This window comes from Bradyrhizobium sp. CFUWI (assembly GCF_056429085.1).
Map to the genome: position 1 here is coordinate 360,683 of NZ_JBWJZE010000004.1, position 23,734 is coordinate 384,416.

Here is a 23,734-nt window from a genome sequence, read left to right on the forward strand (position 1 = left end):
GTCGCCCTCCATCCTTCCAATATGCGTCAGGACGCCCTCGCCTTGGGGTCGAAAGGGGCAACGTTCGACGTTGTCTCTCCCGAATCCACGCCGAACAGATCGGCAATGCGCTTCAGGCGGTCCGCACGTTCTCCGGAAATCGCCTCGCTGGCCGACAGCACCTCGCGGATGGCGGCAAACGCTGCGCGCCTTTGATTCAAGTCGTCGGGCAGCAGCTTGGGAATCGCGGCCAGCGTTGCGTCCCTATCCAGCAGCAGCATGAAGAACTGCTCGCGCACCAGCGTTTTGAACTCGGCAAGCGTCAAACGCGCGCCGCCATGTTCGCGGCGAACCTGGCGCAAGGCCTCGATGCTGCGCTCGTCGACCATGCCTCGCGCCGAGCCCACGTAAAGCAGCGCACGCAAGGCCGCTTCGCGGAGTCCGCCCTCACCGATTTTCGCCTTCAATTCGGCGATCCGCTGCTTGAGCATGGCGCGGTGTTCGGGCGACATCTCCCGCCGGCGTGATGGCTCGGACGTCGGATCGACCCCGACAGCCGCCTGCAAGAGAGGCGAACCGTAGACGTTGAGGAAGATCGCTTCGCTGAGCGCCTCCTGCGAGTCGCGCCAGCTGTCCAGCACGTGCACGATCTGCTTGGACATCTGCTCCTGGAACGCCAGGAACGGATTGTCCTTCGCGACAGGCTTGCGGTTCTCCTCGACCCCCTCTGCCGCGGACTTCACCATCGCCATCCAGGGATTCTGGCTGCTGAGCGCTTCATACTGGAGGCGCAGCGGATGCAGATTGCGCATCGCTTCGGCCAATTGCGGGGTCGTCATGCTCTTGATCCAGGGCTGGACGAATTTCTGGTAGGCAGCAAGATTGAGTTCCGAAACGCGCTTGGCAGCCGCGAAGCGTCGCTCGTCCTCGGGCGAATTGCCGCCCATGGCGCGGATGTCGTCGAGCGTGCGCGCCTCGCAGCGCATGACCCATTGGCCGACGACGAGATCCGAACTCGTGGTCTCCTCGCCCTTGGCTTCGAACGTCGCCTCGTAGAGCCCCGGCGGCAGCACGTCGATCAGGTCAATATTGCTGGAGAATTCGGCATGCTCTTTCTTCGCGACACCGCCGGAGACGAAAATGCCGAGGTGCCCGATGCTCTCGTGAACCGTGTAGACGATGGTCTGCCCGTAAGCCCTGATCTCATCGACGTCGGCATAGCAATCGAGGATCCAGTGCAGCGCTTGCTGCGGCGGCGTGACGTTGTCGCCCTTGGAGCAAAACACCAGGATCGGCGACCTGATGTTGCGCAAATCCACCTTGCGGCCGTCGGACATCTCGATCTTGCCCGCCGCGAGATTGTTGCCGACGAAGAGCTCGTCGACGATGAACTGGATCTCCTCGGCGTTGAGATTGACGTGCCCGCCCCACCAGCGTTCGAACTCCAGGTAGCGGTCGGCTTCGGTGTCGACCTTGGAATAGACGTTGTATTGCTTGGTCCAGAGCGTATTCGAGGGATTCTGGCTCTCGAAGTTCTGCACCAGCCACGCGCCGTCGAACTTGCCGGCGCCAAGATCGCTGGTCAGCGCCGTCAGCCAGCTTCCACCAAGCAGGCCACCGGCATAGCGCATCGGGTATTTTCCGTGCACGCCGGCCCAGTAAGCGAGCGGGGCCCCGGCAATGATCAGCGGACCGAACAATTCCGGACGTAGCGAGGCTAGGATCATGACGGCCCAGCCGGCCTGGCAATTGCCGATCACGCACGGCTTGCCGTCGGCCTGCGGATGCAGGCTGATGACTTTCTCCACGAACAGCGCTTCAGCTCGAGCGATCCGCTCGATGGTCTGTCCCGGCATCGGCTCCGGCAGGAAGCCGACGAAATAGCAGGGATGCCCGGCCTTCATCGCGACGCCGATTTCGCTGTCCGCCTTGAAGCCGCCGATGCCCGGACCGTGGCCGGCGCGCGGATCGACCACGATGAACGGGCGGCGCTCAAGATCGAGTTCCACCCCCGCCGGCGGGATGATGCGCACCAGCGCGTAGTTGACGGGCTCGTCGAGCTTGCGGCCGTCCATGATCAATTCGGCAGCATATTGCAGCACATGCGGCGCGGTCTGCGAGACGTGCTCGCGGTACTGGTCGCCGCGCTGGCGCATGATGTCGAGAAACAGCACGCTGCGCTGGCCTGCATCGACCATGTATTCGACAGCGGAGGCAACGACCCCGGACAGCGGGCCGCCGGGCAGGCTTGGGATTTCCATCGACATTTTCGGACCTCATCACCGCGCGGCTTGATCCAAGGCGCTCGGGGACGGCCGACGTTGATTTAGGTCAACGTTCGGGGACTGCATGCCGCGCCGGGCTGGTGCGGTCGGTCCCGATCCAGGCCACCGCAAGTTCCCAGGCCACCGACAGGATGATCGGTCCGATGAAAAGACCGATGATCCCGTGGCCCAGGGTGCCGCCGATGACGCCGATGAGGATGACGAGCGTCGGCGTCGTCAGGCCTCGCCCCATCACCATGGGCTTCAATATGTTGTCGAGAATGCTGACTGCGCCGAGGAACAACGTCAGTAGCACGGCCGTGGAGACGTCCTTGTCGGTCCATATCCATATGATGACCGGGAGCATGACGGGGGCGGCGCCGATCTGGACAATCGAGAGAAGCAGCACCACGAGCGCCAACAGGCCGGCGATCGGGATGCCCGCCAACTTGAAACCGATACCGGCCAGCAGCGCCTGGATGACGGCTATGCCGATCACGCCTTGCGCTACCGCCCGAATGGTGGCGCCTGCCAGATCCAGAAAGTGCTCGCTCTGCTCGGGTACGATCCGCGACAGAAAGCCCCTGCCTGCCGCGACCAGCTGCGCCCCATAGGGAAAGATGAAGCCGGCGACCGCGACCGAGAGCAGAAACTTGATCGTGCCTACGCCGGCATCGCCTGCAAGACCAAGCAGCGTGCCGGCGAATGGCTTGAGATACGGCGCGATCATTTGCAGAACCGGTCGCAGATTGGTCGAGGCCTGATCCCAGAGCTCGTAAAACTGCGTGCCGATCAGGGGCCAGCTCTTGATCGCCTCGGGCGGCGACGGAACCGCCAGTTCGCCGACCGCCAATTGGGCTGCAAAATCCTTGATCCCGTCCGCCGCGCCGAGGCCGAGCCAGGCCGCCGGCCCGATGACGACGGCGAAACTGGCCGCCGTGAGAATAGTCGCCGCGAGCTTCGGGCGGCCGCCCAGGAGCTTGGCGAGCAGGACGAAGGCTGGATTGAGCGCGACCGCGAGCACGAGGGCCCAGACCAGAATCGTCACGAACGGGCGGATCAGGTAGAACGTCCAGAAGATCAACAGCGCGAGTAAGCCGAGCCGGATCACCAGCTGGATCACGTCCTCTCCGGTGAGAAGCTGGCGAAGTGTCTTCACGGGTGCCCTCAGCGGTAGCCGCGCATGCTGCGCAGGAAAGGCTAGCCCGGGGCGTCGTTCAGCCTGCTTGATCCAGATCAAGCGGAGTGCGGGCGCCCCTGCGTCTCATGAGCGGCATCCCCGGCAGTACGCTGTCCGGCCCGCTGAGACGAGAGCCCGCATGTCGAACGTCGCCACCTACAACGTATGCGAGCACCTACGGGACGGCAGCCGGGTCGAAATCCGGGCGCTTCGGCCGAACGACGAGGCCGACATGCTTGATGCACTGGACCAGACCAGCGCGCAATCGTTGCAGCGGCGATTTTTCGTCACCAAACGCCATTTCTCCGACAAGGAGCGCGCGTTCTTCATGAACATCGACTTCAGCAATCACGTCGCGCTCGTGGCCGAGGCCGAGCAGGCCGGCCGTACAATGATCATAGGAGGCGGCCGTTACGTCGTCTTTGAGCCCGGGAGGGCCGAGATGGCGTTCGTCGTCATCGATGCCTGGCAGGGCCGCGGCGTCGGCGCCCTGCTGGCGCGTCACCTCACCGCACTCGCTCGCAAAGCCGGGCTCAAGGAGCTGACAGCAGAGGTGCTGCCGGAGAACAGCGCTATGCGGCGCATATTCGAGAAGCTCGGGTTCAAAGCCGCGGCCACGCCAGACCCTCAGGCGATTCACTTGGTGCTGAAGCTGAGCTGATTGGATCAAACCGGGTCCACAACGCAGCGCGGATCCGACCGGTCTGCCCTGCGTCATTGTATGAGCAACTCATTCCTTTGATCCAGATCAAGCGCAAGGCGTTCCCCCCGCCGAACCCTCCGCATGAGCGGATGATCATTGTGGGACTTCAGATGGTTGGGTTCAGATTACGCAAGCTTGTCTTCGCATTGTTCGGCGCAACGGCTGCGATAGGAGCAGCCGAAGCCCAGGTCATGGTCGACGTTTCCAAAATTACCTGCGATCAATATATCACGCAGCGCATTACCCACAGCCAGACCGTCAATGTCTGGCTGAGCGGCTTTTACGCCGGCCGTCGGAACAATCCTATGGTCGACACTCAGGCTCTCAGCCGCAACGCCAACAGAGTTTCGCGGTTCTGCGAATCCCATCGCGACATGCAGCTTCTCGACGCCGTGGAAGCGGTAATGAAGTGACGGCGATGCCGATGCCACGTCTCGGTCAAGCTCCTAGTCCCACGCGTTGACCTCATCGAGCTCGCTGGCAAGGCCGGGTTACGGCCATGGCCAGCGGAGGTGCTCGCCGGCGTTGAACGTCTCCGCAAGCCAGGCTTCGAGCCGGCCTCCGGGAGCTTTTGGCATGAAATCGCGTTGTGACGCTCCTCTAGAGAACCGTCCACTTGACGCTTACGCTCAACTCGTTCTCACTGGCGGCGGCCGACCGGTTAATGTCATTGGGCTTCCTCCATGCCGGTAGATTCTCCTCACGACCTCCCGCTCGTGATCTCGTCGCTGCCTCCGACGCGCCAGCAGCGGGTCGCAGCTTCGGCTGCTGCGATCATCCTGCTCGTGATCGCCATGCTGGTTGCTCCGTTCGCCCACCTTCAGCTCGCACGGATCGACGTGTTCGTTCCGGTACTCCAGACGGTTCTGAGCCTGGTCGACCTGCTCACGGCGATCCTTTTATTTGCACAATACGCGATTCAGCCCCACAGGGCGCTGCTTGCCGTGGGCAGCGCTTACATCTTCAGCGGCGCCATGGCCTTTCTGCAGACGCTGACCTTCCCCGGCGGCTACGGGCCCGCCGGTGTGATCGGCGACGGCAACAACAGCCCCGCCTGGTTCTTCGTGCTCTGGCATACGACTTTTCCTCTCTGCATCATGGCTTACGCCTTCCTGAAGGACGAAAAACCGACCTCTCGAATTGCGCCGGCGAAGAGCCTCGCGATGACGATCTGCGGCGTGGTGGCGGCGATTGTTGTGCTGGCCTGGCTGGTGACGGCAAACGTCGCACTGCTGCCGCCATTTTACACCGGCAGCATCACGCAACAGACACGGTTCGGAAACCAGATCAATATTGCGCTGTGCCTGCTCGGCGCGATTACGCTCGCCGTACTGTTTGTCCGCCGACGCACCATTCTCGACCTCTGGCTGATGGTGACCTTGCTGGCCTGGATTCCGAATTTCCTGGTCGCGGCGGTCGCGAGCTCGGTCCGCTTCTCCTTGGGCTGGTATGCCGCGCGTGGCTTCGCACTCGTCGCGAGCTCACTGCTGTTGAGCGTGCTTCTGACGGAAACGGCATTGCTCTACTCGCGCCTCGCCAGCGCGTTGACGATGCTGCGACGAGAAAGGGGCAACCGGCTCATGAGCATCGACGCGGCCACCGCGGCGATCGCCCATGAGATCAGATCGCCATTGGCGTCGATTCCGCTAAACGTCGAGGCCGCGCGCCTGCAGCTTGGTATGGAGCCTCCAGACCTGGCCAACGTCGATGTCATTCTGCAGGACATCGAGGCGGCAAGCCTGCGGGTCAATGCAACGATCTCGAGCGTCCGAGAGCTGTTCAAGGGCTCGGGAACCGTCACGACCACCATCCACGTGGAAGCCGTCGCGCTGCAAGTATTGCGCCTCCTCGAGCACGAGCTGCAGCTCCACAAAATTCAGGTCGCGGCGAATTTTTTCACGCCGGGCCACTATGTGCACGCAGACCCCACGCAGGTTCAGCAGGTCATTCTCAACCTGGTGAAAAACGCGATCGAGGCAATGAGCCCTGCATCGGGCAGGCGGGAATTGACATTGTCCTCACGGTCCGAGCGCGGCTCTGCGCTCCTGATCGTCCAAGATACAGGACCCGGTGTTGCTCCCGCGGATCAAGAGCGAATATTCGAACCGTTCTTCACCACGAGGCCAAACGGCATGGGTCTGGGCCTCGCGGTCTGCCGAACGCTTCTCGAAAGAGCGGGCGGCAAGTTGGCTCTTGCTCGATCAGGCCCCGAAGGGTCGATCTTTGAGGTCAGACTTCCCCTCGCACAGAATGAATCCAGCGCGTCCAAGCACGATCCGGGGCGGGACCTGGCATAGGCGAGGTCTCGTTCTCGACCTGTTTCGACGGTAGTCGAACGAGGCGATTCCGCGCCCCTTGCGGCATAGACCTCGTCGCAACAGGTGCTCGCACCGCGCTGACGAGAATTTGGAGTTCGTACACAAGCCCTTCCGGACGATAGGTGACTTCCACACGATCGGCGAACCGCGTCGCCATTCCGCTCAGAATGGTAGTGCCCCAGGCTTAAATCCCGGGAGCGCAAGGACAGCCGTGATCTAGCCGACCGCCCGCACAGCTCCGAGTCCTTCTCGCCAGGGTGCGCGTCAGGCCAGGCTTCCGGCTCGATCTTCAGATGGCGGCGATGTCCAGCTTCGAGCCGTCGACCAGACGTGACAGCCGGAATGGTGTGGGATCGACGCTTGGCGTGTCGTTTACGACAAGCTCCGCAGCCAGATAGCCGAGCCCCGGACCCAAACCAAAACCGTGCCCCGAGCAGCCGGCCGCGAGGACGAGGCCTTCCACCCCGTCCACCTGCGACACCACAGGCACCGCGTCCGGCGTGCAATCGACGAAGCCGCCCCAGGCGCTATCGATCTTGATTTCGCCGAGCTGGGGGAAGGTTTTCCGGACACTCTCCACCACTTGGCTCACCAGCCATTTCAAGGGCGGTGGATCCAGCACGCGATTCTGTTCGAAGATCCGATCGTCGTTGGTCAGCAGCGCTGGCATCGAATCCGGCCCCGAAACGAACGATCGGCCGACGCCGAGCCTGACGTTCTTCAGCCGACGCAAGAACTGCGGCATGAATTCCCGGCTGTACCGGATCGCCTGGGGCGTGATCTCGAGGTTCGCCTTGCCGCTGATCGCAAGCGTGTAGCTGCCGTCCAGTCGGCGCGTGATCGTGCAGTAGGGTGTCGAGACCGCCTCGCCGATATTGATCGTGGGGGTGGAACGCAGCGCGGTCTGTCGGATGCTCGCTTGGGGGAAGCTGATCCCGAGGGGCCGAAGGAAGCGCGAGGACCAGGCGCCGGCGGCGCACAGCACCGCGCTGGTTCTGATGTAGCCCTTCTCCGTGTGCACGCCCGCAATCTTGCCATTGGCCAGGTCGAGCGCGCGCGCGGCGCATCCCTGGTGGATCGTGGCGCCCAGCACTCTGGTCGCATCGGCGATAGCCGGCGCGGCCAGCGCAGGTTCGGCCTTGCCGTCCCGCTCCGAATAGGTCCCGCCGACCCATTTGTCGCGCGCTTCGGGGACGCGCTCGGCCACCTCCGCCCGGCTCAGCACGCGGGTATCGACGTCGTACTCCCGGGCGACCTCGCGCCACTTTTCCCAGCCGGCGAGCACAGCCTCGTCATGGGTCGCATAGACGAGACCGCAGCGCCGAAATCCAAGGTCCCGATTGATATCGCGCGTGAGCTCGTCCCAGAGCCGCATGGAGAGCACCGAGAGCGGAAGTTCGCGCCGATCGCGGTTCTGCTGGCGGCACCAACCCCAGTTTCGGCTCGATTGTTCACAGGCGACGTGGCCCTTCTCGAGGAGCGCCACAGAGAGGCCGCGCTTCGCCAGGTAATAGGCGGCCGTAGTGCCGAGGATGCCGCCGCCGACGATGACGACATCGGCCTCGGCCGGAAGGCGCTCATCGCTGTGAATGCGCTCGACGTGGGGCGACATGTTCCAACGAACCTTGGCTGCCAAGAATGCGGAAGCAAAGTTCCGATCAGCCCTTCATCGCACGATGCACCCGATAGAATGTGCTGAAATCATCCAGGACTTCGCAAGATGTTGGGGTTTTGGGCCGCTTGATTGATCGAAGCTGCTCTCGGTAGATCGCTGGCCTTCATCGGTAAAATCCGAGGACGGCCTTGGTCTCAAGATACTCCTCCATGCCCTCAAGGCCGTATTCCCGGCCGTTGCCGGAGCGCTTGTAGCCGCCAAAAGGTACGTTGGGGTCCCAGTCGGGATGGTTGAGATGCACTTGACCCGACCGGATTTGATGGGCGACCGCCCGTACCGTCTTCATGTCAGTGCCTTGTACATGGGCGCCGAGACCGTAGACCGTGTCGTTGGCGATCTCGATCGCCTCCTCCACGCTGTCGTAGGGAACGATCGACAGCACCGGGCCGAAAATCTCCTCCTGCGCGATCCTCATGTCGCGACGGACGTTCGAGAAGATCGTCGGCCGCGCATAGAGGCCAATCTGAAGGTCGTCGGGCCGCCCCGGCCCGCCGATGACGAGCTTCGCGCCTTCCTTCAGACCGATGCTGATCATGGTCTGCACGCGCTCGAACTGCGGCCGGTTGGCGATGGGACCATGGGTCGTACTTTCCGCAAGGGGATCGCCGACCACCAATTCAGAAGCGGCGGCCGCCGCCAGAATCTCGATCTCCTCCATCTGTGAGCGGGACACAAGCATGCGCGTCGGTGCGCTGCAGGATTGGCCGAGATTGCGGAAGGCGGCGCCGACGCCGAGCGGAACAGCACGGCTGAGATCGGCGTCCGGCAAAATAATGTTCGGCGACTTGCCGCCGAGCTCCTGGGCGACGCGCTTGACGGTGGGCGCCGCGGCCTGCGCCACGAGAACGCCGGCCCGGGTCGAGCCGGTGATCGAGATCATGTCGACCTCCGGATGCGACGCCAGAGCGGCGCCCACGATCGGACCTGTCCCATTGACGAGGTTGAAGACGCCGGGCGGACAACCGGCATCGTCCATTACCTCAGCGAACAGCAAGGCGCTCAGCGGCGATAGTTCGCTCGGCTTCAACACCACCGTGCAACCGGCCGCGAGCGCGGGGCCGACCTTGGCTGTGATCTGGTAGAGAGGCCAGTTCCAGGGGGTGATGAGGCCGCAGACCCCGATCGCCTCGCGCATGATCGCGGTGCTGCCGCGTCGGGTGACGAACGGATAGTTGGTGAGATTGTCGCGTGCGACACGGATATGTTCGGCAGCCAGCGGCACCTGGGCTCGCCGCGCATAAGTGATGGCAGCTCCCATTTCGCACGTGAGAGCCTGCGCCAACAACTCCAGCCTCTGAAGAAGCAAACCATGAACCCGGTCGAGCAGCGCCGCTCTGTCGGCAGGCGCCGTCATGGACCAGCCGGCGAAGGCTCGTCTGGCGGCTGCGATGGCGCAGTCCACATCATCGTCATCGCCGAGCGCAACCTCGGCGATCGGCTGCTCCATCGCCGGATTGACGACGGTTGCTGCTGCCGCAACTGATCCGATCGGCTCCCGCCATTCTCCGTCGATGTAGAATTTTCCGAGGAAGCCGGCTTCCGTCAGGTGTCGGAGGGGAGAGGTCATTGGAAGCGATCCTTGATCCGATAATAGGTGCCGACCGCCTACCAGCCGCGCATTCGTCGCCATCGCGCTTGGATCATTTCGCTGCCGGCGGAGACGACGATGTAGACCTCGTGTTGCGAGGCCGTTGCGCAGGCGTGATTGGGCAGGATCCTGACTTTTGCGCCGATCGAAAGATCCGGCAAAGCCTCAGCCGATCGGGGCCTGATGGCGAGGGTGCCGTGCTCCTGACTCGCCTGCACAACGATAAGGTCGGGATAGATCTTGCCGGAGAGATCGCAGACCAGGCCGTACCCCTGATCGACCCGCTGCGCCGCGGTGCCGCGATCGCGTGACAGCGCCATCCAGCCCGCGTCGACCAAGATCCAGCCCTTCTCCGGCTTCGTGCCGATCACGGTGGCGAGCACCGAGATTGCGATGTCATCGGTCGTGCAGACACCGACACCGTGCATCACGAGGTCGAAGAACATGTAGACGCCGGTCCGCACTTCCGTGACGCCGGTCAGGTCTTTCGCGAAATGGGCGGTCGGGGTCGAGCCGACGCTCACGACAGCGCACTCGTGCCCTGCCGCCCGCAACACCTCCGCCGCCGCGACCGCGACCGCCCTTTCATTTTCCGCGGCGGCGATGAGGGCCTCGGGCGTGCTGAGGCTGTAGGACTCGCCGGCATGGGTGAGAATGCCGGCGAGCTTGACGCCGGCTTCGGCCAGGGTGGCCGCGACCATGCCGAGCTTGGGATCGGCGGCGGTCAACCCACCGCGGTGACCGTCGCAGTCGATCTCGATGAAGGCGGACGGGGTCACGCCGGCGGCGCGACCGGTCGCACCCAGCATCGTCGCCTGTTCAGGGGAATCAAGCAGCACCTTGAGATCGATGCCCGCTCTTCGCAGACGCATTGCTCTCTCTGCGGTGTGCGGCGCCAGTCCCACGGCATAGGTCATGTCCCGGAAACCGTGCCGGGCGAAGTATTCCGCCTCCGCCAGGGTGGAGACGGTGATTGGCCCGGCACCCGACCGATGAGCGCGTCGAGCGACGTCGATGGATTTCGCCGTTTTCATATGGGGACGCAGTACGACGCCGCGCGCTTGCATACGCGAAGAGAGGCGGGCGAGATTGCGATCGAGCCGGTCGCTGTCGAGCAGGAGGGCCGGCGTTGCCAGCGCGCCGATCGTTTCGGCCGTCTCACCGTTTCGGATATCTGCCTCGCGCATCTCCTGGCGTAGCACGTCGACGTCTCCTAGCCGAACGACTGGTTGGCGAGCGCGAACAGGCGCGCCGTTCCGGTTGAGTGCGCCGGTGTCCCCAGGATCATGGTGGTGGCATCGCTGACTTGCTGCAGGCCGATGCCTTCGAGCCACTCTCCGAGCTGCGATGTGGTAGAAGTGTCGATGCGGACGAAAGCACGCTCGAGACGTACGAGCGCAGCTTCGATCAGCGCGCGGGCATCGGCCGGGTTTTCGGCGACGACAGGGCCGATGACATGTCCGCGGCCGAAGAGGCGGCAGATGGCGTAGCCGCGCGGCGTGCCGTCACGCAAGAGAACAAAGCCATCACCGCTCTGGAGGAGCCGGTCCAGCATCCGTTGCCTGTCCAATCCCGTAGCTTCCTGATCGAGCCGCGTGATGGCCTCAAAATCCGATACAGCCATCGGCCTGATGAAGCCGGAATGCGGCGCCTCAAAACGCCCGCTTGGGATGCCGTGATGCTGATGGATGATCCCGATGGGGACGAAGCCGCGGCGCCGGTAGAGCATGATGCCTTCGGCCGTCGAATTCAGCGCGATGGTTCGTGGATGCGCCGATGCCAGCAACGCATCCATCAGCCGCGCCCCATAACCGCGGCCCTGAGCGTCTTTCGCGACGATGATCATGCCCGCGGACGCATGGGTGTCGCCGTATGGCCACCAAGCCGCTGTCCCGATCACCACACCGGCACGCTGCAACACAAAGCCATGGCCCAACTGCAGCGCGACGTCCCAATCCTCAAGCCGATAGGGCCAGGACATCTCTTGCGAGAGCTTTAGGGCACCTTCCAGATGCGCTCTGGCGAAGGGAACCAGGACCACGTTCTCTTCGACACGATCTCCGTCCTGGTATGCTGCTCTTGTCATGATACGCCGATGTCTCTTGCTCGGAGTTGCCCGACTAATCGCCAGTGGCCGACAGGAACGACGGCAATCTGATGATCCTCTGATCGTCTGCAGCGTATCTTGAACTCGACGGCATTATGCGAGCAACCAGGAGCAAAGTTCGGTATAGTATTTCGTAGATGATGCAGCATCGCATCCAATATGCCGTCAACGGCTGGCGCGCCACATCGCGATTCGGTCACGCATCCGGTAGCCCTGAATGAACGCAGGCATGAACCAAGGATTGCCGCGATAAAACGGGATGAAAGCCGGAGGCCGGAAGTCAAATGCACTGCGCGCCCGCTCCTCATGTCCCATTAGCTTGTGGGCCGCATGCATGCCGATCCATGGCGCCCAGACCACGCCCGAACCGCAGAAGCCGGTGGCATAGACGATGCCGTCCTTCTCGAAGATGCGGGGTATCATGTCGCGGTTCATCGCCACATTGCCGAACCAGCTGTGCGAGAGGCGAACGTTCTCGAGCTCAGGAAACAGATTGACCAGCCCCCTGCGCAGAAGCAGTTTCGGAGCCACGGGATCGCCGACACGCGAGCTGTCACGTCCACCGAGCAGAATGCGTTTGCCGTCGGGCGATGGACGGTAATAGAAGCCGATCTCTCGGTTCTCGGTGATCATCATGCGTTTCGGCATCAGCCGCGCCATGACTTCGGGCGCGAGCTCCTCGGTCGCAATGATCCGGCTGCGAACCGGGACCAGCCTGCGGCGCAGGAAGGGGACGACGCCATCGGTATGGCCGTTCGTACAAACCAGCACCTGACGCGCCTCTAGCGCGCCGGCTGAAGTCACGACGCGGAATCCGGAGCCATCCCTCTCGATCGAGGTGACTGGTGTTCGGCCGTGGACGGCCACCCCCGAAGCGAGTGCGACACGCAGGAGTTCTGCGTGGAACTTCGCCGGGTGCAGCCCGCCGATGTCCATCCGAACCGTACCGCCGCGGTAGACATCGGTACCGATGTACTTGCGCTGCTCGGCATAGGGAACTGCATAAGCCTCGATTCCCAGTTTCTTCGCGAGTCTCTCCGCGCTGCGTCCCATGGCTTCGTATTGTTCGTATCCAAACGCGCCTTTGAACTGTCCGACCAGCTGGAAGTCGCAGGCGAGCCCTTCCGTCTTGATGAACTCGTAGAGGAATTCGCGCGCGGCCCTGCCCTCCGCCTCGATCGCCAGCGCCTTCTCTTCGCCGAACCGCCGCGCCAGCGTGTCGTAGTCCGGCCGAATGCTTCCGCTGGTGATTCCGCCGTTGCGCGTCGAAGCTCCCTCGCCCGGATTCATTGCGTCAAAGGCCGCGACCGAGCGTCCCTCGCGCGCCAGCATCAACCCGGCCGCGAGTCCAGCATAGCCCGCGCCCACGATCAGAACGTCAAGCTTCTTGGGCAATGGCTGCTCAGGCAGCGGCGTAAGCGGGGCGGCTTCCCACCAGTAGGGCGTCGCCTTCTCGGCAATTGTCGGCGCGTGCATGGCTTATGGCTCCTAGATGTTCAGGCGACCGCAGGCCTGCACCTCGGCTTGCATTGAACTCAAACCGTCAAAAGTGGTCGTTTCGAACGTCAAGGGCATCTCGGAGCCCATCGCCGATGAAGTTGAAGCTCGTCACCGCGATCGTGATTGCAGCACCGGGAATGATGGCGAGCCATGGAGCGCTGGCCAGATATTGCTGCGCGCCGTTGAGCATGTTGCCCCAGCTCGGCAGCGGCGGCTGAATTCCGTAGCCGAGGAAGCTGATATAGGCTTCCAGCAGAATCGCGCGGGCGACCGCCAGGCTCGCGGCGACGATGATGGGACCCATGGCATTGGGCAGGATCTCCCGGAACATGATATGCCTCCGGCTCAGTCCCACCATACGCGCGGCTTGGACAAATTCACGCTCGCGCAGCGAGCGGACCTCTGCCTCAACGATCCTGGCAGTCTCCATCCAGCTCGTGACCGCAATGATGACGGTGATCATCACCGGGCTGGGCCGCAACGTCGCGGCCAACGCGAGCACGAGGAAAATCGAGGGATAGGAAAGGAACCCGTCGACCACGCGCATCAGCGCCGCGCCGATCCAGCCGCCGCGATAGCCGGCCGTTACGCCAACCAGCGTCCCGATCAGCGTTGACAGCAGCATCGCAGAGAATCCCACCAGGAGCGAGACGCGCCCGGCCATCAGCAGCCGCGCAGCCAAATCACGCCCGAGGGGATCGGTGCCGAAGTAGTGATGACCGCTTAGCGGTGGGGCAAAACGAGCGCGCAGATCGATGTGGAGCGAGTCGTAGGGCAACGCATATGGACCGATGGTGCATGCCAACACAAGCAGGGTGATCATCGTGACCCCCACGAGCGCCAGATGATGGCGCATGAAGCGGTACACCGCACGGCTGTGCCACCAGCGAGTTGGAGGTAGATGCGCGGCAATTGCGGTCATTCTGCTGCCTCCTGTTATCAGGCGTAAGTCCGCGGGCTCAAGCCAGGCGAATGCGCGGGTCGACGATAGCGATAACGATGTCTGCGATCAGGTTGCCCGAGACGACCAGAACGGCCGAGAAGATCAACAGCCCCATCACGACCGGATAGTCGCTGTAACCAAGGCTGTCGAGAAACAGCCGCCCCATTCCCGGCCAGGTGAACACCGTTTCCGTGACCAGCGCGCCGGTCAGAATGCTGGGAAGCTGCATCCCAGCCAGCGTGATCATCGGTAACAGCGCATTGCCGACCACATGTTTCAGCAAGATGCGGCGCTCGCTCACGCCCTTGGCTCGGGCCGTCTTGACGAAATCCTGGCTTAACGCGTCGAGTGTCGCCGTGCGCATGTAGCGGCTCCAGATCGCGACATGAACCAGCGACAGCACCAAGCTCGGCAAGATCAGGTGATGCAGGTAGTCCATGACCGACCCGTCGCCGATCGTGTACATGTTGCCTGCGGGCACCCAGCCGAGCTTCAGCGTGAAGATGTAGATGCCGATGAGGCCGAACCAGAATGTCGGGACCGACAATGCGACCATGGCACAGATCGTCGCGCAGTAGTCGAACAGGGAATAGCGATGGGTGGCACCGCGGATTCCGATCCAGGTGCCGACCGCGATCGCCAAGGCGGTGGACGTGCCCATCAGCAGCAGCGTCGCCAGGAGATGCCGGCCAATCACCGCGAGCACCGACGAGCCATCGCGGAAAGAGTGGCCCCAGTCGCCCTGAATCAGCCGCCAGGCCCAGTCGAGATACTGGAGCCACAGCGGGCGGTTCAACCCAAGCTGCTCTGCGAGCCGCTCGACGTCCTTCTGGGTCATGCCGGGATCAAGCCCGAACTGCGCAAGAGGACCGCCCGGCATGAGGTTGAGAACCGTGAAACCGATGATCGAGACGATCACAAGCAGCACGATGCTCTGCGAGAGACGATTGAGCAGGAACCCGGACATTCGAGTCTCCATGTAAGTTGGCTGTACCAGTTCGCCGCCGTCCTCCGGCTATGCAGGCCTCGGGCGGCCGGTCAACTCGTCCAATACCAGGCCAACGCGTTCCATGATTCCGTACGGGTATTCCCGTTCGGCACGACACCCGAAATCCCCTTCTTGTTACCCTGGACCGCATTGCTCTGGTACAGCGGAAGGAAGGGCAGGTCCCGGCGAACAAGCTCCTGTACCTTATGGTAGATCCCGCGCCTCGCTTCCGGATCGAAGGTGCGCGCGCCCTTGTCGAGCAGGGCATCGACCTCTGGATTTGAATACTGCGCATTGTTCGAGCCGCGCCCGCCCTTCGCTGCGATCGAACGCGAGTGCAGGCGGTTGGTAACATCAGGATCAGCGCCGATCAGATAGGTGCTGCCGACGATCACGGAATCGAATTGCGATTGCTGCCAGAACTCACCCCACATCACGGCGGCGGGCAAGTTCGATATCTTCATCTCGATGCCCAGCTGAGCAAATGCCTGCTGCAAGAACTGCTGCGCCTGCTCGCGAAGCGGATCGCCTGATGTTGTCGAGTTGGCGAAGGACAGGCGGACGCCGCCTTTGGCCCGAATGCCATCCCGTCCAGGCACCCAGCCGGCCTGGTCGAGGAGCTTGCGCGCGCGATCGAGATTGAACTCGTGGGCCGGCAGATTGGGGTTATGATACAAGGACTGCTTGGGCATGAAGGTCTCAGTCGGCGTCGGCACTCCGTAATAGAGCCCCTGGATGATTGCCTCCTTGTCGATTGCCGCGTAGAGCGCCTCGCGAACCGCAAGTTCCTTGAACTGGGGACGCTCGAGGTTCAGGTAGAAGGACTCGAATGAGCTCCTTGGGACCAGGGCCACCACTCGGTTAGGCAGCGTCTTGGCTTCCCCGTAGTGGTCAGGTGTGATGTAGGGCTGCCCCACCAGATCCACATCGCCGCTCTTGAACTGAGTGTAGAGGACGGTGACGTCGGGAATGTATTTGAAGACCAGCCTCTCGATGTGAGGGCCTTCACCAAAGTACTCGAGATTAGCCACGAGCTCGAGATGATCGCCGGCAACTCGCTTGCCCCACTTGAACGGACCGGTGCCGACCGGCGCCTGGTTGAAGGCGGCGTTGCTCGGATTGGCTTCCTTCTCGAGTATGTGCTTGGGAACGATGAAGGTTTCGGTCAGGAACGACAGATAAGGCGCAAAAGCCTCTTCCATTCGCCACGAGATCTCCGTGGACGAGATCACCGTGATGTCGCGCACGAGAGCATGGCCGGCCGTGCGCCAGCTGCGGAAGTTGGGATTCATGATCAGCTCGAGCGTGAACTTCACGTCCTCGGCGCTGAAAGGCTTGCCGTCGTGCCAGCGGACATCGTCTCGCAGGCGAATACGCCATTTGCGACCGTCCTCCGAAATGCCACCATTCTTCTGGTTCGGCACTTCCACGGCCAGATTTGGTTGAATGACGCCCTGAGGATCGATGCGGAAGAGCGCATCGAAGACCGAGAAATGCACGCCATCATCTACTTCGATGTGGACCATCAGCGGATTGAAGACGGTCGGCTCCTGCCCAAGTCCGACGATCACCCGACCGCTCGGTTTTGAAGACGTCCGAGCGAAGGCAGGCTTTCCCAGCAGATTGGGCGCGATCAGACCGGCAACTCCGCCGATCGCAACCATTCGCAGCGCGTCGCGCCGCGAGTAGCTCGATTGAGTCGTCGAACGCTTGCTCATGACCTCTCTCCTCGCTTTTGATGTCCGCCGTGGGGTTTATGGATTTGCTACGTGTGCTGCATTCGCCGGCTGCTCCCCCGGGATCGCCGCCACCAGTTCTCGCGTGTAGGTGGATTTCGGGTCGAGGAAGATCTGCGAAGGCGGCCCATGCTCCACGATGTGTCCGCGATGCATGACGGCGATTTCGTCGCAGATCTGACTTGCAACCCGCAGATCATGCGTGATGAAGATCATCGAGACGCCCGTCTCGCGCTGAATCCGGTCCAGCAGCTTCAGGATCTGAGCCTGGATCGACACGTCGAGCGCCGAGACAGCTTCGTCGGCAATCAGCAATTTTGGCTTGAACATCAGTGCCCGGGCGATGCCGATGCGCTGGCGCTGCCCGCCGGAGAATTCGTGCGGATAGCGGTCAAAAGCTCCTGAATCCAAGCCGACATGGGACAGAAGCTCTCGCGCGCGCTCGGCAGCCTCGCCGTAGGGCATCCCATGCGCGACCGGACCCACCGTGAGGATTTGGCCCACCGTCGATCGCGGATTGAGCGAGGCGAACGGATCCTGGAAGATCATTTGGATCTTTGGCCGCAAGGGCCGAAACTCGGCTTCCGAAAGCGCGGCGATGTCGCGGCCTTCGAACAGGATCGAGCCGCTGTCGCTGTCCATGAGCTTGATCAGCAGCCGACCCAGCGACGATTTGCCCGAGCCGCTTTCCCCGACCACGCCCAGCGTGCGCCCGGACGCAAGATCGAACGTGACGCCATTGACCGCCGCAACGATGCGCTGCCTGCCAAAAAGCGAGCTGCCGCTGCGATAGGTCTTTGCGAGACATTCCACCTTGAGGATGGACGTTCTGTCCGCGGGTCGCAAAGCAATGCGGTCCTTGCCGGTGAGGTGTGGCACGGCCGCGATCAGGCGGCGAGTATAGGGGTGGCTCGGCGACTTGAGCACCTGCTCGGCGGTCCCCTGCTCCACGCAATGGCCCTTTTCCATCACCACAACGGAATCGGCAATCTCCGCCACGACGCCGAAGTCATGGGTGATGAACATGACGCTCATTCCCTTGCGGCGCTGAATGTCGCGGATCAATTGGAGGATCTGCGCTTGGGTCGTCACGTCCAGCGCCGTGGTCGGCTCGTCCGCAATCAGGATCGCAGGCTCAAGCGCCAGAGCCATGGCGATCATCACCCGCTGCCGCTGCCCGCCGGAAAGGCGGAAGGGATATTGGTGATACATCAGCTGCGGATCGGGCAGTCCCACTTCAATCAACAGGTCGATGGCCCGGCTGCGCCGGGATTTCGGCGTGCCGACATCGTGCGCCGCCATCACCTCCTCGATCTGTGCGCCCACGGTCATCAGCGGGTTGAGCGCCGAAAGAGGATCCTGAAAGATCATTGAAACGACGCGGCCGCGCAGGCTGCGGAGCTTGATGGGCGAGAGGCCGACGATGTTCATCCCGTTCAGGTGGACCGCACCCGAGGAGACCCTGATCGCCTTCGGCAGAAGCCCCATGATCGCGTTTGCCGTGACCGATTTGCCCGATCCGGATTCTCCGATGATGCACAGGATCTGACCGCGCTTCAGATCGAAGGAGACGTTCTCGACGGCGTAAGCTCGCTCCATTCCCTCAGGCAGACTGACGCTCAGGTCGCGCACCGAGAGCGCAACATCGGCGGGGGCCGCAGCCTGCACGTCAGAGGCCATAGGAAGATCCTCCCCTATTGACCGGGTTCGGTCATGCGGCTGCAAATCGAGCCTTTGGCTCTTTGCGTTGCCACGCTCCTTCGACAGGTCGACAATTTGCCGCTCAACTTGCCATTCCTTCGTTGGAGGCTGCGACATGATTCAGGCCTCCTCGCGCAACAAGCAAGAGCTGTCGTTCAGAGCGCGGCGCCGACCGAATTGGTCAACCCGATCGAAGCGAAGCACAGATGACACCCGCGTCATGGCTTGATCGCTTCTGCCAAGGTGTGCTGCTGGGCTCATGCAGGTTGCCTCTATGGACTTCGCCCCACCGATCGAGTGGTTCTCCCGATATTGGCGATTTCGATCTCCCCGGAATCGCCGAAAGCGGGCATCCGGGCAGCAGGAACTTCCGAAAACGAAGTCCGATTTGGCATTTCACTCTGTGCCGCCAGGCCAGCAGCAGCGCCTGCCCAGAAGGGAAGCCCATCGATTGCCGAAGCGCATGCATCGGTCTCGCCGCCCGCTAGCCGCAGCATGCACAATGTTTTCGCAATAATAGCCTGTGTCAAAGGCAATGAACCGCAGGAAATTCGGTCTGATCGCGAAAGTCCGCGAGGGCTGCCACTTCTTCTCGAATACGTTACGGCAGCCACCGGAGACCTGTCTGATGAGCGCGCCGCTCCTGCATATCGAATCCAGCCCGTTCCTGCCTGGCGAGGCCGATGTCGTGGTGATTGGCGGCGGCGTGGTGGGCGTATTCACGAGCTATTATCTCGCCTGCCGCGGCATCAAGGTCGCCTTGCTCGAAAAGGGTCGCGTCGGCGCCGAGCAGTCCAGCCGCAACTGGGGATGGTGCCGCCAACAGAACCGCGATGCGCGCGAGCTGCCGATCGCAACCAAGAGCCTCGACCTCTGGGAGAGATTTGCCGAGGAAACGGGTGAGGACACGGGTTTCCGCCGTTGCGGCCTTCTGTATCTATCGAACGACGAAACCGAGTTGGCGGGCTGGGCAAAGTGGCGCGATTTCGCCAGGACCGTCGGCGTCACCACACATATGCTTAGCGCGGAAGAGGCGAGCGAGCGGGGCAAGGCGACAGGCCGCAAGTGGAAAGGCGGCGTCTTTTCTCCAACGGACGGAACGGCAGATCCCTCGAAGGCAGTGCCCGTTGCCGCCCGCGCGATCATGGCGGCCGGTGGCACGGTACACCAGAATTGCGCGGCGCGCGGCATAGAACTCAGTGCCGGCCGGGTCAACGGAGTGGTGACCGAAGCGGGCACGATCCGTACGAAGATCGCGGTCATGGCGGGAGGCGCGTGGGCCTCTTCGTTCTGCAACCAGTATGGAATTCGTTTTCCGCAGGCGTCCGTGCGCCAGTCCATTCTCGCCGTCGACCCCGGCGCCGCCGGTCTGCCCGACGCCTTGCATACCGCGCTCGTGTCGCTCACCCGACGCGCGAACGGCGGATACACGCTGGCAATCAGTGGGCGCGCGCGAGTCGATCCGACGCCGCAACAGTTCAGGTTCGGCCGCGAATTCCTGCCCATGTTCGCCCGTCGGTGGCGAAGTCTTGCCCCGGGAGCGTTCGAGGGTGTGCGCCATGGCCATGAATCTCTTGCAAAATGGGAGCTGGATCAGGCGACCCCCATGGAGCTGAACCGGACGCTCAATCCCCGTCCCGACATGGCGCAGATTCGGCTGACGCATCGACGCGCCTGCGAATTGCTGCCGGAGCTCGGGCGCGTCGCCATCTCGAACGTCTGGGCCGGCTACATCGACAGTACGCCGGATGGCGTTCCGGCAATCGGTGAAGTCGATGCGATTCCAGGTTTCATCCTCGCGGCGGGGTTCAGCGGCCACGGCTTTGGAATCGGCCCCGGCGCTGGGCATATGATTGCCGACATCATCACTGGTCGCGCGCCGATCGTCGACCCGCGTCCCTACAGGCCGGAGCGGCTGAAAAGGGGGGCCTGGGGCAAGGTCGCCGAGTTCTGAAGGGCAATTTTGCCGCTCAGTGGGCAAAGATGCGGGTTGGTGCTATGACAATGTGTATGACGCTGAAGCCTCACAGCCTTGACGCTGCCGTCCTCCACAATCTCAAGGCATCGCGATGAAGCTCGACAAGATCGACATCAGGATTCTATGCGAACTGCAGAAGAACGGGCGGATTTCCAACGTCGAGCTCGCAGAGCTGATCAACCTGTCCCCGAGCCCATGCCTGATGCGCGTCAAGAGGCTTCAGACCGAGGGCTTCATCACCGGCTATTCCGCCCAGATCGACGTTGCCAAGCTCGGACAGACACTGACGGTGTTCGCCGAAATCACTTTGAAGAATCATCGACAGATCGATTTCGCGCGCTTCCTCACGACGATTGAAAAGATCGATTCCGTCGTCGAGTGCCATCTGGTTTCGGGCGGGTACGACTATCTCGTCAAGTTCATCACCTCAGGGATCAGTGAATACCAGGCGATCATGGAGCGCCTCGTCGAAATGGATATTGGCATCGACAAATACTTCAGCTTTGTCGTGCTCAAGTCTCCTATCGTGAAGTCTCACCTACCCCTCGAGAGCATCTTCAACGGCTGAAGAACGATCTGGCCGCCGATCGCGAGCGCGCCGATCATCCTTTCATCGCCGCGCGGACGTCGCTGTCTTCGAGCGTCTGGTCGAGCGTGGTCCTTGTCCGTTCGATGATGCCGTGGATCTCCGCATCGGTGCAGCAGAGCGGCGGTGCATAACCCAGCACGCCCTGAGCAAAGGCGCGGATGACAAGTCCATTGTCCCAGGCGCGGTCGAAGATGCGACGTGCCGCGTCGGCTTCCGCCGGCAGGGGCGTCTTGCATTCCTTGTCGGTGACAAGCTCGATTGCGGCCAGCATGCCGCGACCACGGACGTCCCCGACAAGCGGATGATCGACAAGCGTCCGAAGCCCTTCCATCAGGCGGTGGCCGGCCTTACGGCCGTTTTCCAGCAAGCCGTTCTCGTAAAGGTCGAGGCATGCGAGCCCGACGGCTGCGCTGACGGGATGTGCGGAATAGGTGTAGCCGTGACCGACGGCCGTATTGCCGGCGCCGTCAGCGATCGTGTTGTACACGCGGTCCGACATGAGAACGGCCCCCATCGGCACATAGCCGGAGGTCAGTCCTTTTGCCGTCGTCATGAGGTCGGGCACGATATCGTCCTCTTCACAGGCGAAAAGCGGACCGACCCGGCCAAAGCCGGTGATGACCTCGTCGGCAACGAACAGAATGTCGTGCGCCTTGCAAACGGCGTGCATCGCCTTCAGCCAGGACGGCGGCGGAACGAGGACGCCTCCTGACCCCTGTATCGGCTCGACATAGAAGGCGGCAATGCGGTCGGCGCCCAGCTCGGCGATCTTGGCCCGCAGGGCCGCAACCGATGCAGCAATGATAGCTTGGGGATGGGTACCGACAGGATTGCGATAGGCATAGTGCGACGGGATCTTGTGCTGCCAGCTATAAGGCACTCCGAAGCCCGTGTGAAAAGCGGGCAGCGCAGTCAGGCCGGAGCCCGTCGTTGACGAACCGTGATAGCCACACTCGACGGAAATGAACTGGTCCTTCTGTGGCGTACCCTTCGCATGATAGTAGTACCGGATGAACCGGATCGTGCTGTCGACGGCATCGGAGCCGCCCAAGGTGAAGTAGACATGGTTCAGATCGCCAGGCGCCAGTTCGGCGAGCCTCGCCGCCAACCTGATAGCCGGGTCGGAGCCCAACCCAAAATATCCCGTCGCGTATGGCAGTTCGCGCAGTTGCCTTGTGGCCGCTTCAATGATGCTGTCCTGGCCGTAACCGGCATTGACACACCACAGACCCGCGAAGCCGTCGAGCAACTGACGTCCCGAGACATCCGTCAGCGTGGCGCCTTTGGCCGATTTCAGCACCCGCACGCCCGCCTTCTCATGGCTGCGGTAGGATGAGACCGGGTGAATCAGATGCGCCCGATCGAGTTCAGTCAGCGAGTTGCTCAACATGTCGTCCTCCAGCTCGGCCGCGACGCTGTGCGGCCGCCCGATCTTTTCGGATGCAACGTACGGCGACGGAGACAGCAGTTGCTCGCATGCAGCGTATGGATGGAGGAAGTTTTGACTTTCATCGATGATCGCCGCGGGATTTTATGCCGGTGCCGAACGACCGCCCGGATGACGCTCGCATTCGACGCGTCTGTGGGCGCAACTCTCTGCCAAAGCTCCGACCCAATACGAAACAATCTGCTTCGGGTCGCCGCGACAGCGGTGCTTTATCTGGTTGCTCGCTCGCTATGATGATTGTCGTGCCGGCAAGCGGCGCATGAGGACTGAGAGGACGAGCGATGGCAACGTTTAGACCCAAGTACATCACCTTCGACTGCTATGGCACGCTGACGAATTTCGACATGGCCGGCGCCGCGACCCGTGTCTATGGCTCGGAGCTTTCGGCCGCGGCGATGGCAAAGCTCATCAAGGATTTTTCGGCCTACCGCCTGGATGAGGTCCTGGGCGCCTGGAAGCCGTACTTCGAGGTCGTGCACAATGCGCTGGAGCGCGCCTGCAAACGCAACGGTATCGTCTTTCGGCCGGAGCATGCCCAGCGCATCAATGAAGAAATCCACACGTGGGGTCCGCATGCCGACGTGCCGGCGGGCCTGGCCAAGGTTGCCAGGGAGATTCCGCTGGTGATCCTGTCGAACTCCATGAAGAACCTCATCATGTCGAACGTTGAGAAACTCGGCGCTCCCTTCCACATGGTCATCACGGCGGAGGAGACCGGCGCGTACAAGCCGCACATGAAGGGCTTCGAGTATATGCTGGACAAGCTGGGCTGCGGCCCGGAGGACATTACCCACGTCTCCTCCTCCTTCCGCTACGATCTGATGACCGCCTACGACTTGGGCATCAAGAGCAAGGTCTGGGTGAACCGCGGTCACGAGCCCGCCAATCCCTTCTACGAATACACCGAGGTCGCTGGCATCGACGGGCTTGCTGCGGCAGTCGGGCTGGAGCCCCTGCGCAAAAGCGCTTGAACGCATTCTTTTTGGGTTCTCTCGCAGTGCTTCAGCTCTGCGAAAGCTTCAATAGAGATCGGTGCAC

The 23,734-nt window shown here is 62.4% G+C and carries 18 protein-coding genes; 6 read left to right on the forward strand and 12 right to left on the reverse strand.

What is annotated here, in order from left to right; translation table 11 throughout:
- Nucleotides 1-26: 26 nt before the first annotated feature.
- Both AC066S_RS12115 and AC066S_RS12120 read right to left on the reverse strand, forming a co-directional pair.
- On the reverse strand, nucleotides 27-2,246 hold the full coding sequence (locus AC066S_RS12115) for a DUF3141 domain-containing protein (protein ID WP_135170425.1): 2,220 nt from the start codon (nucleotides 2,244-2,246) through the stop codon (nucleotides 27-29).
- Nucleotides 2,247-2,310: 64 nt separating this feature from the next.
- Nucleotides 2,311-3,402, reverse strand: a complete 1,092-nt coding sequence (locus AC066S_RS12120) for an AI-2E family transporter (RefSeq protein ID WP_164718880.1) — start codon at nucleotides 3,400-3,402, stop codon at nucleotides 2,311-2,313.
- A gap of 160 nt (nucleotides 3,403-3,562) precedes the next feature.
- Between AC066S_RS12120 and AC066S_RS12125 the strand changes: the two genes are divergently transcribed.
- The 3 genes from AC066S_RS12125 to AC066S_RS12135 all read left to right on the forward strand — a co-directional run bounded on the left by AC066S_RS12125 (nucleotide 3,563) and on the right by AC066S_RS12135 (nucleotide 6,423).
- The gene (locus AC066S_RS12125) at nucleotides 3,563-4,084 is read left to right on the forward strand and encodes a GNAT family N-acetyltransferase (protein ID WP_135170424.1); all 522 of its coding nucleotides are present in this window, start codon (nucleotides 3,563-3,565) and stop codon (nucleotides 4,082-4,084) included.
- A 77-nt stretch (nucleotides 4,085-4,161) separates the two neighbouring features.
- Nucleotides 4,162-4,539 carry an HdeA/HdeB family chaperone gene (locus AC066S_RS12130; RefSeq protein ID WP_235885158.1) on the forward strand — a complete coding sequence of 126 codons (378 nt, stop codon included), beginning with the start codon at nucleotides 4,162-4,164 and terminating at the stop codon, nucleotides 4,537-4,539.
- 270 nt (nucleotides 4,540-4,809) lie between these two features.
- Entirely contained in the window at nucleotides 4,810-6,423 is a 1,614-nt protein-coding gene (locus AC066S_RS12135) for an MASE4 domain-containing protein (RefSeq protein WP_135170423.1), read from the forward strand.
- A gap of 310 nt (nucleotides 6,424-6,733) precedes the next feature.
- Here the strand turns inward: AC066S_RS12135 and AC066S_RS12140 are convergent, their stop codons facing one another.
- The 9 genes from AC066S_RS12140 to AC066S_RS12180 all read right to left on the reverse strand — a co-directional run bounded on the left by AC066S_RS12140 (nucleotide 6,734) and on the right by AC066S_RS12180 (nucleotide 18,661).
- Nucleotides 6,734-8,056 carry an NAD(P)/FAD-dependent oxidoreductase gene (locus AC066S_RS12140; RefSeq protein ID WP_478269761.1) on the reverse strand — a complete coding sequence of 441 codons (1,323 nt, stop codon included), beginning with the start codon at nucleotides 8,054-8,056 and terminating at the stop codon, nucleotides 6,734-6,736.
- A 166-nt stretch (nucleotides 8,057-8,222) separates the two neighbouring features.
- Entirely contained in the window at nucleotides 8,223-9,686 is a 1,464-nt protein-coding gene (locus AC066S_RS12145; RefSeq protein ID WP_478269762.1) for an aldehyde dehydrogenase family protein, read from the reverse strand.
- A 38-nt stretch (nucleotides 9,687-9,724) separates the two neighbouring features.
- The gene (locus AC066S_RS12150; protein ID WP_478269763.1) at nucleotides 9,725-10,894 is read right to left on the reverse strand and encodes an alanine racemase; all 1,170 of its coding nucleotides are present in this window, start codon (nucleotides 10,892-10,894) and stop codon (nucleotides 9,725-9,727) included.
- 26 nt (nucleotides 10,895-10,920) lie between these two features.
- Nucleotides 10,921-11,793, reverse strand: a complete 873-nt coding sequence (locus AC066S_RS12155) for a GNAT family N-acetyltransferase (RefSeq protein WP_478269764.1) — start codon at nucleotides 11,791-11,793, stop codon at nucleotides 10,921-10,923.
- 186 nt (nucleotides 11,794-11,979) lie between these two features.
- On the reverse strand, nucleotides 11,980-13,290 hold the full coding sequence (locus AC066S_RS12160) for an NAD(P)/FAD-dependent oxidoreductase (RefSeq protein WP_478269765.1): 1,311 nt from the start codon (nucleotides 13,288-13,290) through the stop codon (nucleotides 11,980-11,982).
- A 67-nt stretch (nucleotides 13,291-13,357) separates the two neighbouring features.
- Nucleotides 13,358-14,236, reverse strand: coding sequence for an ABC transporter permease (locus AC066S_RS12165; RefSeq protein WP_126260000.1), 879 nt, complete (start codon nucleotides 14,234-14,236; stop codon nucleotides 13,358-13,360).
- Nucleotides 14,237-14,273: 37 nt separating this feature from the next.
- Nucleotides 14,274-15,224, reverse strand: a complete 951-nt coding sequence (locus AC066S_RS12170) for an ABC transporter permease (protein ID WP_126260001.1) — start codon at nucleotides 15,222-15,224, stop codon at nucleotides 14,274-14,276.
- Between the two features lie 71 nt (nucleotides 15,225-15,295).
- Nucleotides 15,296-16,963 (reverse strand): peptide ABC transporter substrate-binding protein, encoded by a 1,668-nt coding sequence (locus AC066S_RS12175; RefSeq protein WP_478269766.1) that lies wholly within the window; start codon nucleotides 16,961-16,963, stop codon nucleotides 15,296-15,298.
- A 36-nt stretch (nucleotides 16,964-16,999) separates the two neighbouring features.
- A complete protein-coding gene (locus tag AC066S_RS12180) occupies nucleotides 17,000-18,661 on the reverse strand; it encodes an ABC transporter ATP-binding protein (protein ID WP_478269831.1) in 1,662 nt (553 codons plus the stop codon).
- Nucleotides 18,662-19,310: 649 nt separating this feature from the next.
- On the opposite strand from AC066S_RS12180, the gene AC066S_RS12185 reads away from it, so the two are divergent.
- A complete protein-coding gene (locus AC066S_RS12185) occupies nucleotides 19,311-20,636 on the forward strand; it encodes an NAD(P)/FAD-dependent oxidoreductase (RefSeq protein ID WP_478269767.1) in 1,326 nt (441 codons plus the stop codon).
- A gap of 115 nt (nucleotides 20,637-20,751) precedes the next feature.
- The gene (locus AC066S_RS12190; RefSeq protein WP_126260007.1) at nucleotides 20,752-21,228 is read left to right on the forward strand and encodes an Lrp/AsnC family transcriptional regulator; all 477 of its coding nucleotides are present in this window, start codon (nucleotides 20,752-20,754) and stop codon (nucleotides 21,226-21,228) included.
- Nucleotides 21,229-21,262: 34 nt separating this feature from the next.
- Here the strand turns inward: AC066S_RS12190 and AC066S_RS12195 are convergent, their stop codons facing one another.
- A complete protein-coding gene (locus AC066S_RS12195; protein WP_478269768.1) occupies nucleotides 21,263-22,639 on the reverse strand; it encodes an aminotransferase class III-fold pyridoxal phosphate-dependent enzyme in 1,377 nt (458 codons plus the stop codon).
- 338 nt (nucleotides 22,640-22,977) lie between these two features.
- Between AC066S_RS12195 and AC066S_RS12200 the strand changes: the two genes are divergently transcribed.
- Nucleotides 22,978-23,667 carry a haloacid dehalogenase type II gene (locus tag AC066S_RS12200; protein ID WP_135170415.1) on the forward strand — a complete coding sequence of 230 codons (690 nt, stop codon included), beginning with the start codon at nucleotides 22,978-22,980 and terminating at the stop codon, nucleotides 23,665-23,667.
- Nucleotides 23,668-23,734 lie beyond the last annotated feature (67 nt).